General features: G+C 60.6%; 18 protein-coding genes, 1 tRNA gene and 4 pseudogenes. 9 read left to right on the top strand and 14 right to left on the bottom strand.

Features of this window, described 5'->3' with window-relative positions; genetic code table 11:
• The first annotated feature begins 122 nt into the window (after positions 1 to 122).
• A pseudogene (gene mutM, locus GKE73_RS12265) lies at positions 123 to 936 on the top strand (bifunctional DNA-formamidopyrimidine glycosylase/DNA-(apurinic or apyrimidinic site) lyase).
• Positions 937 to 976: 40 nt separating this feature from the next.
• The gene (locus GKE73_RS12260) at positions 977 to 1,759 is read left to right on the top strand and encodes a lysophospholipid acyltransferase family protein (protein WP_230370232.1); all 783 of its coding nucleotides are present in this window, start codon (positions 977 to 979) and stop codon (positions 1,757 to 1,759) included.
• On the opposite strand, the pseudogene GKE73_RS12255 reads toward GKE73_RS12260, so the two are convergent.
• Positions 1,732 to 2,554: pseudogene (locus tag GKE73_RS12255) on the bottom strand (symmetrical bis(5'-nucleosyl)-tetraphosphatase). The gene GKE73_RS12260 and the pseudogene GKE73_RS12255 sit on opposite strands and share 28 nt — an antisense overlap.
• A 148-nt stretch (positions 2,555 to 2,702) precedes the next feature.
• Here GKE73_RS12255 and GKE73_RS12250 point away from each other — a divergent pair.
• A pseudogene (locus GKE73_RS12250) lies at positions 2,703 to 4,675 on the top strand (UvrD-helicase domain-containing protein).
• Positions 4,676 to 4,718: 43 nt separating this feature from the next.
• The gene (locus GKE73_RS12245; protein WP_230370231.1) at positions 4,719 to 5,174 is read left to right on the top strand and encodes an Ivy family c-type lysozyme inhibitor; all 456 of its coding nucleotides are present in this window, start codon (positions 4,719 to 4,721) and stop codon (positions 5,172 to 5,174) included.
• A 193-nt stretch (positions 5,175 to 5,367) separates the two neighbouring features.
• Here the strand turns inward: GKE73_RS12245 and GKE73_RS25870 are convergent, their stop codons facing one another.
• On the bottom strand, positions 5,368 to 5,712 hold the full coding sequence (locus tag GKE73_RS25870; RefSeq protein ID WP_376767354.1) for a c-type cytochrome: 345 nt from the start codon (positions 5,710 to 5,712) through the stop codon (positions 5,368 to 5,370).
• A 65-nt stretch (positions 5,713 to 5,777) separates the two neighbouring features.
• The gene (locus tag GKE73_RS25865) at positions 5,778 to 6,110 is read right to left on the bottom strand and encodes a hypothetical protein (RefSeq protein WP_376767353.1); all 333 of its coding nucleotides are present in this window, start codon (positions 6,108 to 6,110) and stop codon (positions 5,778 to 5,780) included.
• A gap of 140 nt (positions 6,111 to 6,250) precedes the next feature.
• On the opposite strand from GKE73_RS25865, the gene GKE73_RS12235 reads away from it, so the two are divergent.
• The 5 genes from GKE73_RS12235 (at position 6,251) to GKE73_RS12220 (ending at position 9,274) form a co-directional block, all read left to right on the top strand.
• Positions 6,251 to 6,327, top strand: a tRNA-Arg gene (locus tag GKE73_RS12235).
• A 264-nt stretch (positions 6,328 to 6,591) separates the two neighbouring features.
• Positions 6,592 to 6,876, top strand: a complete 285-nt coding sequence (locus GKE73_RS23495; protein ID WP_280954914.1) for an extracellular solute-binding protein — start codon at positions 6,592 to 6,594, stop codon at positions 6,874 to 6,876.
• Complete coding sequence (locus tag GKE73_RS12230; protein WP_280954913.1) at positions 6,876 to 7,442, top strand: extracellular solute-binding protein; 567 nt, start codon at positions 6,876 to 6,878, stop codon at positions 7,440 to 7,442. The genes GKE73_RS23495 and GKE73_RS12230 overlap by 1 nt, the downstream gene beginning before the upstream one ends.
• 207 nt (positions 7,443 to 7,649) lie before the next feature.
• Positions 7,650 to 8,405: a cache domain-containing protein gene (locus tag GKE73_RS12225; RefSeq protein ID WP_230370230.1), complete on the top strand. Its 756-nt coding sequence runs from the start codon at positions 7,650 to 7,652 to the stop codon at positions 8,403 to 8,405.
• 44 nt (positions 8,406 to 8,449) lie between these two features.
• A complete protein-coding gene (locus GKE73_RS12220) occupies positions 8,450 to 9,274 on the top strand; it encodes a GGDEF domain-containing protein (protein ID WP_230370229.1) in 825 nt (274 codons plus the stop codon).
• Between the two features lie 197 nt (positions 9,275 to 9,471).
• Here the strand turns inward: GKE73_RS12220 and GKE73_RS12215 are convergent, their stop codons facing one another.
• The 11 genes and pseudogenes from GKE73_RS12215 to GKE73_RS12170 form a co-directional block, all read right to left on the bottom strand.
• Complete coding sequence (locus GKE73_RS12215; protein WP_230370228.1) at positions 9,472 to 10,371, bottom strand: NUDIX hydrolase; 900 nt, start codon at positions 10,369 to 10,371, stop codon at positions 9,472 to 9,474.
• A gap of 123 nt (positions 10,372 to 10,494) precedes the next feature.
• The gene (locus GKE73_RS12210) at positions 10,495 to 10,884 is read right to left on the bottom strand and encodes an ATP-binding domain-containing protein (protein WP_230371477.1); all 390 of its coding nucleotides are present in this window, start codon (positions 10,882 to 10,884) and stop codon (positions 10,495 to 10,497) included.
• On the bottom strand, positions 10,841 to 11,245 hold the full coding sequence (locus GKE73_RS12205; protein ID WP_230370227.1) for an exodeoxyribonuclease V subunit alpha family protein: 405 nt from the start codon (positions 11,243 to 11,245) through the stop codon (positions 10,841 to 10,843). The genes GKE73_RS12210 and GKE73_RS12205 overlap by 44 nt, the downstream gene beginning before the upstream one ends.
• The gene (locus GKE73_RS12200) at positions 11,233 to 11,892 is read right to left on the bottom strand and encodes an AAA family ATPase (protein WP_230370226.1); all 660 of its coding nucleotides are present in this window, start codon (positions 11,890 to 11,892) and stop codon (positions 11,233 to 11,235) included. The genes GKE73_RS12205 and GKE73_RS12200 overlap by 13 nt, the downstream gene beginning before the upstream one ends.
• Before the next feature lie 198 nt (positions 11,893 to 12,090).
• Positions 12,091 to 12,276: a hypothetical protein gene (locus GKE73_RS12195; RefSeq protein WP_230370225.1), complete on the bottom strand. Its 186-nt coding sequence runs from the start codon at positions 12,274 to 12,276 to the stop codon at positions 12,091 to 12,093.
• On the bottom strand, positions 12,233 to 12,370 hold the full coding sequence (locus GKE73_RS12190) for a hypothetical protein (RefSeq protein WP_230370224.1): 138 nt from the start codon (positions 12,368 to 12,370) through the stop codon (positions 12,233 to 12,235). Before GKE73_RS12190 ends, GKE73_RS12195 begins: the two co-directional genes overlap by 44 nt.
• Positions 12,371 to 12,392: 22 nt before the next feature.
• Positions 12,393 to 12,920, bottom strand: coding sequence for a transporter substrate-binding domain-containing protein (locus GKE73_RS12185; RefSeq protein ID WP_230370223.1), 528 nt, complete (start codon positions 12,918 to 12,920; stop codon positions 12,393 to 12,395).
• A gap of 41 nt (positions 12,921 to 12,961) precedes the next feature.
• On the bottom strand, positions 12,962 to 13,480 hold the full coding sequence (locus GKE73_RS12180) for a hypothetical protein (protein WP_446686331.1): 519 nt from the start codon (positions 13,478 to 13,480) through the stop codon (positions 12,962 to 12,964).
• 326 nt (positions 13,481 to 13,806) lie between these two features.
• Positions 13,807 to 14,142 (bottom strand): annotated as a pseudogene (locus GKE73_RS23485) (polyphosphate:AMP phosphotransferase); the annotation flags it as partial.
• On the bottom strand, positions 14,084 to 14,449 hold the full coding sequence (locus GKE73_RS23480; RefSeq protein ID WP_280954912.1) for a hypothetical protein: 366 nt from the start codon (positions 14,447 to 14,449) through the stop codon (positions 14,084 to 14,086). The gene GKE73_RS23480 and the pseudogene GKE73_RS23485, both read right to left, overlap by 59 nt.
• The gene (locus GKE73_RS12170; protein WP_230371476.1) at positions 14,416 to 14,883 is read right to left on the bottom strand and encodes a PD-(D/E)XK nuclease family protein; all 468 of its coding nucleotides are present in this window, start codon (positions 14,881 to 14,883) and stop codon (positions 14,416 to 14,418) included. Before GKE73_RS12170 ends, GKE73_RS23480 begins: the two co-directional genes overlap by 34 nt.
• Between the last annotated feature and the right edge of the window lie 3 nt (positions 14,884 to 14,886).

Here is a 14,886-nt window from a genome sequence, read left to right as displayed (position 1 = left end):
ATTGCCGCAGGCAAAGCATGGCGTAGAATAGCACGTTCGCTTGGCCGGTCGTGGCCGACGCGAAACAGTTTCAACTGCCGTTTTATTCCGGCGTTCACCTTGTATAGAGTCCACATTCAATCATGCCAGAACTACCCGAAGTGGAAACCACCCGGCGGGGCGTGGCGCCACACCTGACCGGAGCCACCGTCCGCGACGTCATTGTGCGCGACAGTCGGCTGCGCTGGCCGGTGCCGCCGGATCTGGCGGCTACCCTGACAGGTCTCACGGTACGCTCGGTCACGCGCCGTGCCAAGTATCTGATCATCGGCTTTGACAGCGGCTGCCTGCTGGTCCATCTGGGCATGTCCGGCAGCCTGCGCGTGGTGGCGGCGGATACTCCGCCGGAAAAACACGACCATGTCGATCTTGTCCTTGGCGAACAGGCGGTGCGTTACCGCGACCCACGGCGTTTTGGTGCCATGTTGTGGCATATCGGCCCGCTGGAACAGCATCCGTTGTTGGCCAAACTGGGGCCGGAGCCGCTGACCGACGATTTTGACGGCGCCACGCTGTACGCCGCCAGCCGCAAGAAAGACAGCGCGATCAAGCTGATGCTGATGGATAACCATGTTGTTGTAGGCGTGGGCAATATCTACGCCAACGAATCGCTGTTTCATGCCTAAGCATTCGGCCAACCCGTGCTGCCCAGCGTCTTAGCCGCCGCGATTGCGACCGCCTCGCCGCCGAAATCAAACGGGTGCTGGCACGTGCCATTGAAGCGGCAGCTCATTGCGCGATTTTGTGCATGCCGATGGCAAACCGGGTTATTTCCAGCAAACCTACATGGTGTATGGCCGCGCCGAGCAGCCTTGCCGCCAGTGCGGTACGCCGATTCGCCATCTGCGCCGGGGACAGCGGAGTTCCTACTATTGCCCGCTCTGCCAGCCGTGCTAGAGTTGGCGTCTACTCATTTTTGCCATAAGTGCCACGTACTTTGACGTCTACCACCACTCCGTACCTTGTCCGCCTCACCCGCCTGTGTCGCCTTGGCCTGCACCTGACCCGCGGTATTCTGATTGTGGCCACGCGCTACAAGCGGCTGGCGCAACCGGAACGTGCCGTCGTTACGCGGCGCTGGTCGGCACAGTTGTTAAAGATTCTGGGCATCTCGCTCAAGGTCAACGGCCTCAATCCCGGCTTTTATCCGCCCAATACGCTGCTGGTGGCCAATCACGTGTCCTGGCTGGATATCTTCGTCCTCAACAGCGTGACGGTGTCGCGCTTTGTGGCCAAACGGGAAATTCGCGACTGGCCGGTGATCGGCTGGCTGGTGCAGGTGGGCGGCACGCTGTTCATCGACCGCAGCAACCGGCGCGATGCCAGCCGGGTCAACCAGCAGTTGGCCGAAGCACTGGCCAAGGGCGGCTGCATGGCGGTATTCCCGGAAGCCACCACCTCCGATGGCCGCGGGCTACTGCCGTTCAAGTCATCGTTGTTTGAAGCCGCACTGCTGGCCAAAGGCACGGTGCAGCCGGTGGCATTACGCTATCAGCTGCCGGACGGCGAATTGACCACGGCAGCGGCCTACGCTAAGCGACACCACGTTCTGGCAAAGTCTGAGGCAGATGCTGGCCGTACCGGCCATGGAAGTGGAGCTGACCTACGGCCAGCCACTCAAGGGAAGCATCAATGGCCTCGACAACCGTTTTCAGCTCTCCGAGCTGGCGCGCCTCGAAATCAGCAAGAGCCTCAGGCTACCACTGCCCGATACGCCTGACACGGTAGCGAAAACAGCTGCCGATCCTCAAGCCGTAGCGCCGTAAGGCTGCCGCCCCACAGACAACCGGTATCGATGGCCGCAATATCGTCGGTCAGATACAACCCCAGCGCCGACCAGTGGCCGCAGATGATCGGCATGCTGTGACTGCGCCGATGCGGTGCGGCAAACCAGGGAATCAGGTTATCCGGCGCCTTGTCGCGTTCGCCCTTGTAAGCCGGTCGATTTCTCCGCTGCGGGTAATGAAGCGCATGCGTGTCATGGCGTTGACGATGACGCGCAAGCGCTCCACGCCTTTCAGCTCGTCACTCCAGCGCGTGGGTTTGTTGCCATACAGCCGCGACAGGAAATCGCGATAATGCGGGCCAGACAAGCCATCTTCCACTTCTTCGGCCAACCTTAGCGCCTTGTCGATACTCCATTCCGGCAACAGGTTAAGGCATGAACCATGGCATAGCCATGCCCGCTGAGCATCAGCGGCTGGCAGCGCAGCCAATCCAGCAGCACCTTGCCATCAGCGGCGTTAAGGATGTCCATCAAGGTGTCATCGTTGTGAATCTTGCCAAACCCCTCCGCCACAGCCAGCAAGTGCAGGTCGTGGTTGCCCAGCACCATTTCCACGTTGTCCTGATGACGGAACACCCAGCGCAACACTTCCAGCGACTGCGGCCCGCGGTTGACCAGATCACCGGTCAGCCACAGCGTGTCCTTGCCGGGATTGAAGTCGATGATTTCCAGCAGTTGCTGAAACGGGCCAAAGCAGCCCTGAATGTCGCCGATTGCATAAATTGCCATGTAGAGTCCTTGAACGCACGAGCGGAGCCAACCGCCTCCACTTTTGGTAGCCATGATACCGCAATGCTACAATGCCCAGCCTGAGTTACCGCTTTGCGATCCCGGCCACCTCACTGTGCTAGCCACCCATTCCTCCCGTCAGAAAGCCATGTCCGCACCTCAGCTCAACTCGCCGCAACGCGCGGCCATCCAGTATCTCGACGGCCCGTTATTGGTGCTGGCCGGTGCCAAGCTCTGGCAAGACCCGTGTGATCACGCACAAAATCGCCTACCTGATTCGTCAGGGTGGCATGACGGCCCGCCACATCGCCGCCATCACCTTTACCAACAAGGCGGCGCGCGAGATGCTGGAGCGCATCGGCAAACTGCTCACGCCAGTGGAACTGCGTGGACTGACGGTGTCCACCTTCCACTCGCTTGGCATGCAAATCCTGCGACAGGAAGCCGCGCACCTCGGCTACAAGCCACAGTTTTCCATTCTGGATGCGTTCGATGCCTAAGCAAGATCATTGCCGACCTGCTGAAAACCACCTCGAAGGATGAAATCCGCAAGGTACAAAGCCAGATTTCGTTATGGAAAAACGACTTCCAGAGCGCCGAGGAGCGGCTGGTACAGGCCGAAAACGAGTGGGAGCGCGTCTGCGCCACCACCTACCTTGCCTATCAGGACACGCTCAACGCCTATCAGGCGATGGATTTTGACGACCTGATCCGCCTGCCGGTGCAACTGTTCCGGCAAAACGAAGAAGTGCTGCAAAAATGGCAGCACAAGCTGCGTTACCTGCTCATCGACGAATATCAGGACACCAATACCTGCCAGTATCAGATGGTGAAACTGCTCACCGGCGTGCGTGGCATGTTCACGGCCGTTGGCGACGATGACCAGTCCATCTATGCCGGCGCGGCGCCAACATGGAAAACCTGCGGCTGCTGCAAAGCGACTTTCCCAAGCTCAACATCATCAAACTGGAACAGAACTACCGCTCTACCGTGCGTATCCTGCGCGCCGCCAACTCGGTGATTGCCAACAACCCCAAACTGTTCGACAAACAGCTGTGGAGCGATCTGGGGCTGGGCGAACCGATCCACGTGGTGCAATGCAAGGACGAGGAGCACGAAGCAGAAGTCGTGGTGCAGCGCCTGCTGGCACACAAGTTTGAGTGCCGCACCGCCTTCAAGGATTACGCCATTCTCTATCGCGGCAACTACCGGGCGCGGATTTTCGAGCAGGCGCTACGCAATCAGCGCATTCCCTACCAGATGGCAGGCGGCCAGAGCTTCTTCGACAAACCGGAAATCAAGGACGTCATCGCCTACCTGCGGTTGATCGCCAACCCGGATGACGATCCGGCCTTCATCCGCGCGCTCACCACTCCCAAACGCGGCGTCGGGGCCAGCACGCTGGAAAAACTCGGCAGCTGGTCTGGCGAACGCCACAAGAGCCTGTTTGCCGCCGCGCACGAGGAAGGCTTCCGCCTGCTGGTGCAAAAAGCGCAACTGGAACCGCTGGAACAATTCTGCGACTTCATCAACCAGCTGCAATACCGCGCCACGCGCGAACCGGCCGGGGCGCTGGTGCAGGAAATGATGCAGGCCATCGGTTACGAAGCCTGGCTGTATGACAGCGAAGACAGCCCGCGCATGGCCGAGAACAAGTGGAAAAACGTCCCGGAGATGGTGGCGTGGCTTGACCGCAAGGGCGAGGCCGACGGCAAGAACCTGATTGAACTGACCCAGACCATCGCCCTGATCACCATGCTGGAAGGGCGCGATGAAGGTGACGTGGATGCGGTAAAAATGTCGACGCTGCATGCCTCCAAGGGGCTGGAATATCCGCATGTGTTTCTGGTGGGCACCGAAGAAGGCATTCTGCCGCATAGCGAGTCGATCGATAACGACATGGTCGAGGAAGAACGGCGCCTGATGTATGTCGGCATCACCCGGGCGCAGAAGAGCCTGACGCTCAGTTATTGCGTCAAACGCAAGCGTGCCGGGGAATGGCAGTTTGTCGAGCCGTCGCGCTTCATCGAGGAAATCAACGGCGACGATATCCGCCATTTTGGCAAACCCGGTGCCGAGCCGATCGTCAGCAAGAACGAAGGCAAGAGCTGGCCAACCTGATGGCCACGCTCGATAGCAAGACATCAAAACGGGATAGTTGAGCGTGCGCAAACCGCGCAATGTCATGCACAATGGAGGGACGCTGGCGCCGCACTGTGCACACGCCAGCCCAACCACGGAGATTTCCATGACACGCCAGCATCGCCTCGGCCTTTGCACCCTGATTACCGCCGCCCTGCTCGCTCCGCTGTCCGCCCGGGCGGCTTCTGCCAAAGCCACTCAGGCGCTCAACTGCCAGGTTCCCTCCGCCGCCAACGGCTATCGCGGCAACTGTCCGTATCTGAGTGATGTATTGAAGGGCGACAAGACCTTCCGCACGGCATTCAAGAAAACCCTGCGCGCCAATCAGGTACCGGAACTTGCCGGGCCGGAAGGCCCGATGTCGCCGGTCAACGTCGGCAACCAGGTTTATATCAGCGGCAACCGCTGCGAAGCGCATAACTGCGGCTCGCATAACTACGTGATCATCTATTCGCCCACCACCCAGCGTCTGGCTTAGGCATCTATCAACCGGATGGCAGCAACCCGATGTGGTTTGGCCAACCCAATGGTGATGAACAAGCGGCCTTGCGCCAGCTGTTTGGCCAATAAACCAACCTTTCGGCCAACCTGACGCATCAAGCATCAAGGTTGGCCAAACAATAAAAAACGCCGCGAAACATCGCGGCGTTTTGTCTGGCTATCCGATCAGCTTACTTGGCAGCGTTGGCCATGTATTCGATCGCAGCACGGAACTCTGCATCGCTACCACCGAAACCACCTTTAGGCGGCATGGCGTTCAGGCCTTTGGTAGCAATCTTCTGCACTTCGTCCAGACCCACTTTCAGACGCGGAGCCCAAGCGGCCTTGTCGCCAAATTTCGGAGCGGGAAGCGCCGCTACCGTGGCAGGCAACGCAAACGCTTTCATAAATCTTCTTGCCGACAACAGCCGGATCAGCCGGAGCACCACCCGCGGCAGCACCACCCACCGGCGGTTCGGTGAACTTGGCACCACCGGCATTGCCCATATAGGCAACGGCACGTTTAACTTCGTCATCGGTCAGATCGGCTGCACCACCTTTGGCTTAAGCATGGCGTTAAAGCCTTGCAGCGCGTGTTGCGTCAGCATATCCCAGCCCTTGGCAATACGCGGGCCCCGGGCACCAGCGTCACCAAATTTCGGCGAACCAGCCGGTAAGCACCGTGACAGGAAATACAAATGGCCTTGAACACTTGTTCGCCGGTGCGCATTCCCGGAGGAGCATCGCTGGCCTTGGACTCGCCGACCGGTTTCAGGCGGGAGGCCACAGCCTCTTTGGTCATCACTTCGGCATCCACGTTGTAGCCACTAGTGGCCAACTTGACCAGCAGGAAGATCGCTACGCCAAGAAAGACAACGACGCCAACCAGAACCTTGATGATCTGACCGGGAGCCATTCCGTTCTCATTACTCATTCTGAGCCTCGCCTGAAAAAATAAATGACAATCAAAATGGGCCAATTATACGGTAACCGGCCATGCAAGGCAAAAAACCCTGTGCTGGACTCGGGCAAGAGCTTTGCGCTATCATCCGGCCTGCTTGAGAAAGCAGCCGTGCACCCGTAGCTCAGTTGGATAGAGTGTCAGCCTCCGAAGCTGAAGGTCGTTGGTTCGATTCCAATCGGGTGCACCATAGGATACACAAGGGGCAGTGCCACTACGGTACTGCCCCTTTTGCTTTCTGCCACCATCCGCTGTATCAAATCCGCCGCATCACTTTCAATAAAGTGTATATTTCCCCCATTGATCGGCCGGTTTTCCATTAGACTGGCTGGCGATAAGGCCAATAAAGCATTTTGAAGAGACTACCGTGGTGACACCGCGCATCTACAGCAAACTTGGGGGAGTGCTGGCGTGCTGCCTGTTATGCTGGCAGTAAGCCGCTGCCGTCGAGACGTTGCGCGTATTGGCTCGGCCGGGCTATGCCGACAGCGATGTCGTCAAACAGTTTGAGCAGCAGTACAAGGTGCAGGTCAATGTTACCTTCGTCGACTCCGACGAAGCGCTCTGGGCCAAGATGCACGCGGCCAAGGGCCAGCAATTTGATGTGGTTGCCGCCAACACGGCCGAGATGCAGCGCTATACCCGCGAAGGGTTACTACAGCCGCTGGATGTAGCCGTCCTGCCCAATACCCGACGGCAGTTACCGCGCTTTCGCCCCCCTCTTCCATTCCCGGCCTGATGCATAACGGTCAGGTCTATGCCATCCCCTACACCTATTCCACCATGGGGCTGATCTATGATCGGCGCCAGTTTCGTACGCCACCCCAGTCGATGGCCGAACTGTGGAATCCGCGCTACCGCCACAAGGTGTTGGCCTTCAACAGCGCCCAGCACAATTTTTCGTTCACCGCACTGACGCTTGGCATCCGCACACCGTTTTTATTGCACGATGCGCAGATGAAACAGGTTACGCAGCGGCTGATCGAGTTACGCCGCAACGTGTTGAGCTATTACAATCTGCCGGAAGAAGCGACCGAGCTGTTTATGCAGCACAAGGTGGCGCTAATGTTTGCCAATTATGGCACCCAGCAATTGACGCAGCTGCGTCAGGCGGGCGCTGACGTGGGTTATGTGATTCCCAAGGAAGGGGCGCTGGCATGGCTGGACTGCTGGGCGATGACGCGGTCAGCCCACAACCGGCAACTGGCCCATAACTGGATCAACCATATGCTCGACAAACGTGTCAGCGGCCTATTGACCCAACGCCGGGGCTGGCCAACACTATCAGTGCCAGCCCCGAACTGACACACAATGCTCGCATCATCTGGCTGGAACCGGTGGAGGATGCCGAGCGCCGCGAGGCCTTATGGTACAAGATTATCTCGGGCGATCGCCACGGGAGCTTTTGAAACATGCGCGCCTGACCATTAAACTGGCGATCCTGTTGGCTTAAGCATTGGTATTCTCGCCTCCGGCCTGACCGGCTACTACGCCTATTCGGCCAACCGCGCCATGCTGGTGGGTGCGGCGCAGCGCAATCTGCTGACCTCCACCCAGCTGTTGAGCCGACGCTTGTCCACGGCGATCAACGACATCGCCAGTGATGCCCGCGTGTTGTCCACCCTGCCTGCCGCCCCGGTGATTATCAGCCTGCAAACCAGCGAAGGAGAACAGGGGCTGAAAGACCGTCTGGCCCCGGTATTTGCCTCGGTGCTGAAGGCTCACCCGGAATATCTGCAGATCCGCTTGATTAGTGCCGAACCGAACGGCATGGAACAGGTGCGGGTGGACCGCGATGGCCCACGACTCATGCGCATCGATGGCGACCAGTTGCAGGAAAAAGGCCACTACCCCTACGTGTTCGAGACCTTGCAACTACGCCCGGGCGAGGTCTATCTGTCGCGGCTGATGATCAACCATGAAGACGGCGCCCATGCGGCCGAAGGCCAACCCACGCTGCAAGTGGCCACGCCGGTGCTGACCACCGCCGACAAGGTGGGTGGCGTGCTGGTCGTGAATGTCAGCCTGACCAACCTTTTCCGACTATTACAAGCCGACTTGCCCAGCCATTACCAGCTGTATCTGACCAACCACTGGGGGGACTTCCTGATCCACCCGGATGCCGCGCAGACCTTTGGTTTTGACAAGGGCCGTCGGATATTGATTCAGGACAGCTTCCGCGCAACGGAGCCATTGTTCCGCCACACTACTGACAGCGTGGTGGTGAACGGCGTGGATGACCCGAAGCAGGCACAAGGCCGGTACTGACTTTTGTCCGTAAACCGTTCGGCCAACGTGAACAACAGTTTTTGGTGCTCGGCCTGTCACGCCCGCTATCCGACGTGCTGATGGGGGCCGATGCGCTGGGGCGGCGCATCGTACACATGGTGCTGGCTTTCAGCCTGTTATCCATCGTGCTGGCCGTGGCATTTGCCCGTGCACTGGCCCGGCCGCTGAACATGCTCGCCCGTGCCGCCACGCGCTTTTCCAGTGACCAGTCCATGGAGAAACTGCCGCTGAAGCGCGGTGACGAGATCGGCATTCTGGCCCGTTGCTTCGACCAGATGCGCCAGCAACTGAAGACGGACATGAGCAATTTGTATGACCGCCAACAGGAACTGACCCACCTAGCGCGCCACGATTCCCTCACCGGTTTGCCCAATCGCATGCTGTTCTTCCAGCAACTCGAGCAGGCGATGCGCGAGGCCATCCCGCGTGAACAACAACTGGCCGTGTTGTTTGTCGATCTGGATCACTTCAAGGATATCAACGACCAGTGGGGGCATGCCGTGGGCGACCAGGTGCTGCATACGGCGGCACAACGCCTGCTGCATGCGCTGCGCAGCGAGGACACGGTGGCACGTCTGGGCGGCGATGAGTTCATCGTGTTGTTGCAAGGCGTTGGCGAAGCCAACCATCTTGCGGCCATTGCACAGAAGATTCTCGACAACCTGAGCCAGCCGATGCGGATTGGTGGCCAATCGCTATTGATCGGGGCCAGTGTCGGTATCAGCCGTTTCCCGCAAGATGGCAATACCGCCGAGGAGCTGGTGCAGCATGCCGATCAGGCCATGTATGAGGCCAAAACCCATGGTCGGCACACTTTTGCACTGTATCACCCGCCGATGAACAGCTAACCACGGGGTGGGACGATCCACGGCGGTTTCTACGCCGCCAAAGAAAACAGGCTGGTGTGAACCAGCCTGAAGAAAGGATCAAACAATGAACAGTCACTACATGACAGCGCTGGCAGCACCGTCACAGAAGGCGTAAACCGTACCACCAGCTTCATGTTCCATGCTAATCCAATCGCCATGGACGGTGTTGATATCGATCAAGCGTTGGCCCAACAGGCCGACTGCCGCGGGATGGCCAGCTGCGGGTCGTGCCGTGCGACGGCGAGGGCGGCGTTGATGCGTGGCGTGTGTTGTTGCCAATAGCCCGGGCGTGCCATGCAATCGACGGCGACCAGGGCCGCATCGATCATGAAGCGCTCGTCCACGATCAGTTGCTCCACTTCGGCCAACGGCAGGCAGACATGCTCGGCCACTTCGCCATCCTGATTACAGGGCTGCTCGCCTTCGGCCAACCACAAATCAAACACATACAGCCACTCGCGGTGCAGGCCGCGTTGTACCGGGCGTTCGGCCAGCAACAGGCTGGCGGCCGACAGTCCTTGTAAACGCTGGGCGGCAATACCCGCCTCTTCCCAGCCTTCGCGCTGCAAAGCCAGCGGAATGGATTCGTAAACGGCAATGCCACCGCCCATCATGTTGTCCATGCGATTGGGATCAACCGCCTTGTGCGGGCTGCGGCGGCCGATCCACATGGCGACATCGCCATTTGGCAATCGGGTCAGGCCATTGAGGTGCACGGCGCGGCTGGTCAGGCCCAGCGGGCGGAAGGCGGCCCGTTCCAGTTCGAAAAACGGTGTGCCATCGGGCAAGAATGCGGTGAAATTTTCATCACGCCAGCCGGTGAGCCAACCGGCATCGCGCCAGCGCCGTGCCGCGCTCATCAATGCCCGGCTGATCGCCGGGTAACCGCCCTCGGCCAGACAGTGAATGACACCGGCACGCGCCTGAAACAGGCCATCGGCTTCGGCCAACAAGCGTTGCTGCCACGCCGGGTTGATGGCGCCCAGCGTGTGCGCGCCGATCTGTAACGGGGCAAAAGCGCTGCGGTCATAGTGGGTAATCTGTTGCAGATAGCCTAGTACGGCATCGACTTGCATGTGCTGTGTTCCACGCAGGATTGGGCAAAGCCGCCATCTTAGGCTGCGCGGCGCGGCTTGCCTATATTTATGACAATACGGTAACAATAGCGCCCGGCGGCGCTCCCAAAACTGTGGCGCGAATCACGCACCCGCAGCGTTCAGCGCAGCCGATCGGCCAACCCGGAGTGGCGTACCGGGGCGTATTGAATCCCCCTGCTCCCAGACGCTGGCCGCCCCAGCTACGACAAAGCGCTGGCGGGCGCGGGTCAGCGCGGTATACACCAGTGCGCGGTTGAGCAACGGCGTTGGCGTGTCCGGCAGCAGCAGGCAGACTTCGTCAAACTCCGACCCCTGACTCTTGTGGACGGTCATGGCAAACACCGTGTCGTGCGCGGGCAGGCGCCCGGGCGCGAACTCGCGCCAGCCACCGTCGGCCGAGGGAAACGCCACCCGCAGGCCGTCGGCGCGCGCCACGACAAAGCCAATATCACCGTTGAACAGCCCCAGCCCGTAATCGTTTTCGCTGATCATCACCGGGCGGCTTAAGATACCAGACGCGCCCCGGCTCCTTCAGGCCCGCGGCTTCACATTGCGCTTCCATGCGCCGGTTGATGTCATCTACCTGACGACGTTCCGCCGCCAGCAGCATGAAGGCGGCAAATGCCTGCTGGAGGTCCGCTAGGTTGGCCGAAGCCGTCACCGCCTGCCAGTACGGCTGGCGACGCTGGAGCAGTTGCTCGTCGTCGAGCGTCGCTTGCAGGCTGACCTCCGGCCACTGCGCCGATTGCAACACCGCCAGCGACCGGGCAGCATCGCCCTGATTCACCCAGCGCGCCAATTCGCCGATACCGGACTGGGCGCTGAAACGGTGGCTATGCGTCAACAGCGCCACGCAGTCGGCCAGCGCCGAGGGAGGACTCTCGCTGGAACTAAGCTGTCGCCCGCCGCCTCCTGCAACCAGCCGAGCGTGGACGGGCGATAGGTTACCGCCGCGCAGATATCGCCCAGCACCGACCCGGCTTCCACCGAGGCCAGTTGGTCGCGGTCGCCCAGCAGGATCAGCCGGGCCTGTGACGGCAACGCCTCGACCGTGCGCGCCATCAGGTCGAGGTCGATCATCGAAGCTTCGTCCACCACCAGCACATCCAGCGGCAGCGGATTGCCGGCATGATGGCGCGGCGTGGCAACGCCCGGGCGCAGGCCCAGCAGGCGGTGCAGGGTTTCGGCGCTGTCCGGCAACTGGCGACGCACCGGCTCGGCTACCGGCAGGCCCGCGCGCGCGGCGCGTACCGATTCGGTCAGGCGTGCCGCGGCCTTGCCGGTGGGGGCCGCCATTTTCATGACCAGTGGCCGCTCGGCCGGGCTGGCCAGCATCGCCAGCAGGCGCACCACGGTGGTGGTCTTGCCGGTGCCGGGGCCGCCGGAGATAACCAGCAGCCGCTGCCGTGCAGCCAGCGCCGCCGCCAGTTTCTGCCGATCCGGCCCGTTCGCCGCGGCGGAGGGAAACAACGCCTGCAGTACCGGCCGAACTTGTGCCAAGGCGGCAGCGTTATCTGCGTTTGCGCCAGCGCGATCAACGCCTGTGCCAGCCGCGCTTCATCAAACCAGTGCCGGGCAAAATACAGTAAGCCAGCCTCGTCCAGCACCAGCGGGGTGTAGGCACCGGGGCGGCCGACCAGCGGCGAGCGCTGCAGGGCCTGACGTTCCGGCCGATGGGCCAGCGGCAGGCAGACATGGCTAAGCAAGGTTGGCCGAACTCAGTTCGTGCACCAGCGCCAGCACGCGCTCGTCCAGTTGCGGATCGAGCCGTCGGAACAGCAAGGCCAGTTGGGAAGGGAAGAAGAGCCTCCGGCATCGACATGGTGTAACGTCCCCGCTCTCAGTGATAGCGCTGAAAAATGGCCTTGAGGCGGCCTTCGGCATTGAGCTGACGGATGGCGCGGTTCAGCACCGGCACCAGTTGGCGGAACTGCGGATGGATGCGCAGCATAACCGGCGAGGAACCGGCGCCGAGCACCGGGTTCGCAGCGCCGGTCGGCTTACTGGTGGCTGAGCCACTCGGCCTGATGGCGATCGAGAATGGCCACGTTGTTGCGCCCCAGCCGCAATTTGCTGATCAGTTCGTTTTCCGTCATGGCGTCGTCACGGCGCAACAGCCCGCTGGCAAAGGCGGCGTCGAACTCCGGATAGCGCTGGCCATGCAGGGTGCCGACGATCCAGCCTTTGAGATCGGCCGGATGGTTGACCTGACGCCATTGGCCGGGATGAAAACACAGCATGTATTCCACCGTGCCGATCGGCTCGGTATAAAACCCGCCCACCGGCGACAAGGTACGCCAGCTGGGATGCACGCCCACTTCCACATCCAGTTTGCCCACTTCAAACAGCTGCTGGATGCGTGGCGCAGGATAGTAATCCACCTGAAAGCGGATGCCGCTTTGGCGGGTGATCTGCTCCAGCGCGCTGCGGTACAGGCTGGCCTGCGGCGTATCCGGCGCGTAGGTGTAGGGCGCGCCGGTATCCACCATCAAACCGGCACGCAGACTGACCGCCCGGAAGCGTGCCACACAGTACGGCCCACAACACGGCGGCAACAGCCAGATAGCGGTCAGCGCGCAAGCCGGGCCTCCAATGCTTCACACACGGTAGTGAGCACCTTGAGACGGGCGTAATACTTGTTGTTGGCTTCCACCAGCGTCCACGGTGCCTTGTTGGTACTGGTGCGATCGACCATGTCGCTCACCGCCAGTTTGTAGGCGTCCCATTTTTCGCGATTGCGCCAGTCTTCTTCGGTGATCTTGAACCGCTTGAAGCCGGTATCCTCGCGCGACTTGAAGCGTTTCAACTGCTCCTCGCTGCTGATGGCCAGCCAGAACTTGAGCACGATGGCGCCGTTTTCCGACAACTGGTGCTCAAAGTCGTTGATCTCGTAATAGGCACGCATCCAGTCTGCCTCGCGGGCAAAGCCTTCGACACGTTCCACCAGCACGCGGCCATACCAGGAGCGGTCGAACACGGTAATGCCGCCCTTGCACCGGAATGTGCCGCCAGAAGCGCCACAGCCACGGTTTGAGGCGTTCCTCCTCGGACGGTGCGGCAATCGGCACGACACGGTAGCTGCGGGCATCCAGCGCCTGAGTAATGCGCCGGATGGTGCCGCCCTTGCTTAACGGCGTCATTGCCCTCAAACACCAGCACCAGCGACTGCTCCTTGAAGCGCTCGTCGCGCGTCAGATGGCTAAGCCGACCCTGCAACAGTTGCAGGCGGGCCAGATAACTGTTTTTGTCCAGCTTCTGCTCCAGCTGCAAGGTGTCCAGCAACAGCTTGTTGTCGATCGGTGCCAGCAGCGGCGGCGCGTCGATCTCTTCTGCCGGGGCCGACGGCTGATCCAACCGTTTGCGGATGGCGGTGAGCAGCGTGGTGGCGACGGTGAGGCTGCGATAGTTGGCATCTTCGCCTTCCACCAGTATCCACGGCGCATCGGCGGTATTGGTCAGACGCAGCATGTGTTCGGCGTGCTTGCGAATCTTGTCGTAGCGCTCGTGATGTTCCCAGTCGGTGTCGGTCACGCGCCAGCTGGTGGCCGGGTCTTTTTCCAGCTGTTTGAGGCGTTTGTACTGTTTTTCCTTGGACAGGTGAAACCAGAACTTGAGCACCAGCGCGCCGTCCTGACTGAGCATGCGCTCGAAGCGCAGGATGTCGAAAATCTGGCTGTCGAAGGCATCGCGGTCACTGCGGCCAAATACCCGGTCGAACAGCGTGTCGGAATAATGCGAGCCAAAGAACATGCCGATGCGCCCCTTGGTTAAGCAGCTGGTTCCAGAAGCGCCACATCCATGGCCGGGCACGCGCCTCGTCGTTGGGTTCGCCAAACGCCACCGTATGGATCAGCCGCGGGTCCAGCCACTCATTGATCAGGTTCATGGTTTCGCCGCGCCCGGCGCCATCAAAACCGTGAATCAGGATCAGCACCGGAAAGTCGGCTTTTTCCTTCAGTTCGTACTGGATTTCCAGCAAGGCTTCGCGCAACGCGGGCACCTGTTCGCGAAAGGTGTCCTTGTCTATACAGTGGCCAATCTCTGCCGATTCAAACATGCCGTTCCCCGTAATAATGTTTCAACTGCCAAACACCCGATCCAGCGCTTCCAGCAAGGCGTCACTGGGGCGCGCGGCCCAAATGCCGTGATCGCCCGGCCGATGCCGCGCAGGTAGAGATAGCGCACCCCGGCAAAACGTTGGCCGAACGCCACGCCGCGCGCCCGGAAATAGCGCTTTAGCGCCACGCAATAGATCAGTGCCTGCAAATAGTAATGTTCTTTGGCCATCGAGGCGTCCAGCGCCGCACGATGGTAATCCTCCGGCCGTGAGCCGAGGTGATTGGATTTGTAATCCACCAGATACAAGCGTCCGTCCGCCTCGAACACCAGATCGATGAAGCCCTTGAGATAGCCCTGCACGCTGGCAAAATCGAGCTGGCGGGCGGCGGCCCGCAGCGGCTCGGCCAGACCATGGGCCGGATCGGTCAGCACGGC

It is taken from the genome of Paludibacterium denitrificans (assembly GCF_009707705.1).
GTDB classification, from domain to species: domain Bacteria; phylum Pseudomonadota; class Gammaproteobacteria; order Burkholderiales; family Chromobacteriaceae; genus Paludibacterium_A; species Paludibacterium_A denitrificans.
The sequence above is the reverse complement of the archived record's forward strand: the minus strand, read 5'-3'. Positions and strand labels throughout refer to the sequence as shown.

Excerpts from the sequence above, each read along its gene's own strand:
- GKE73_RS12180 (WP_446686331.1), bottom strand. The coding sequence starts at position 13,480 with ATGCCCGCAGCTACCGTGTCGTGCCGATTGCCGCACCGTCCGAGGAGG.
- GKE73_RS12225 (WP_230370230.1), top strand. The coding sequence starts at position 7,650 with ATGCTGGTGGGTGCGGCGCAGCGCAATCTGCTGACCTCCACCCAGCTG.
- GKE73_RS12210 (WP_230371477.1), bottom strand. The coding sequence starts at position 10,884 with ATGATCAGCGAAAACGATTACGGGCTGGGGCTGTTCAACGGTGATATT.
- GKE73_RS23480 (WP_280954912.1), bottom strand. The coding sequence starts at position 14,449 with ATGTTTGAATCGGCAGAGATTGGCCACTGTATAGACAAGGACACCTTT.
- GKE73_RS12230 (WP_280954913.1), top strand. The coding sequence starts at position 6,876 with ATGCATAACGGTCAGGTCTATGCCATCCCCTACACCTATTCCACCATG.
- GKE73_RS25870 (WP_376767354.1), bottom strand. The coding sequence starts at position 5,712 with ATGACGAAGTTAAACGTGCCGTTGCCTATATGGGCAATGCCGGTGGTG.
- GKE73_RS12195 (WP_230370225.1), bottom strand. The coding sequence starts at position 12,276 with ATGCCGAAGGCCGCCTCAAGGCCATTTTTCAGCGCTATCACTGAGAGC.
- GKE73_RS25865 (WP_376767353.1), bottom strand. The coding sequence starts at position 6,110 with ATGAGTAATGAGAACGGAATGGCTCCCGGTCAGATCATCAAGGTTCTG.
- GKE73_RS12215 (WP_230370228.1), bottom strand. The coding sequence starts at position 10,371 with ATGCAAGTCGATGCCGTACTAGGCTATCTGCAACAGATTACCCACTAT.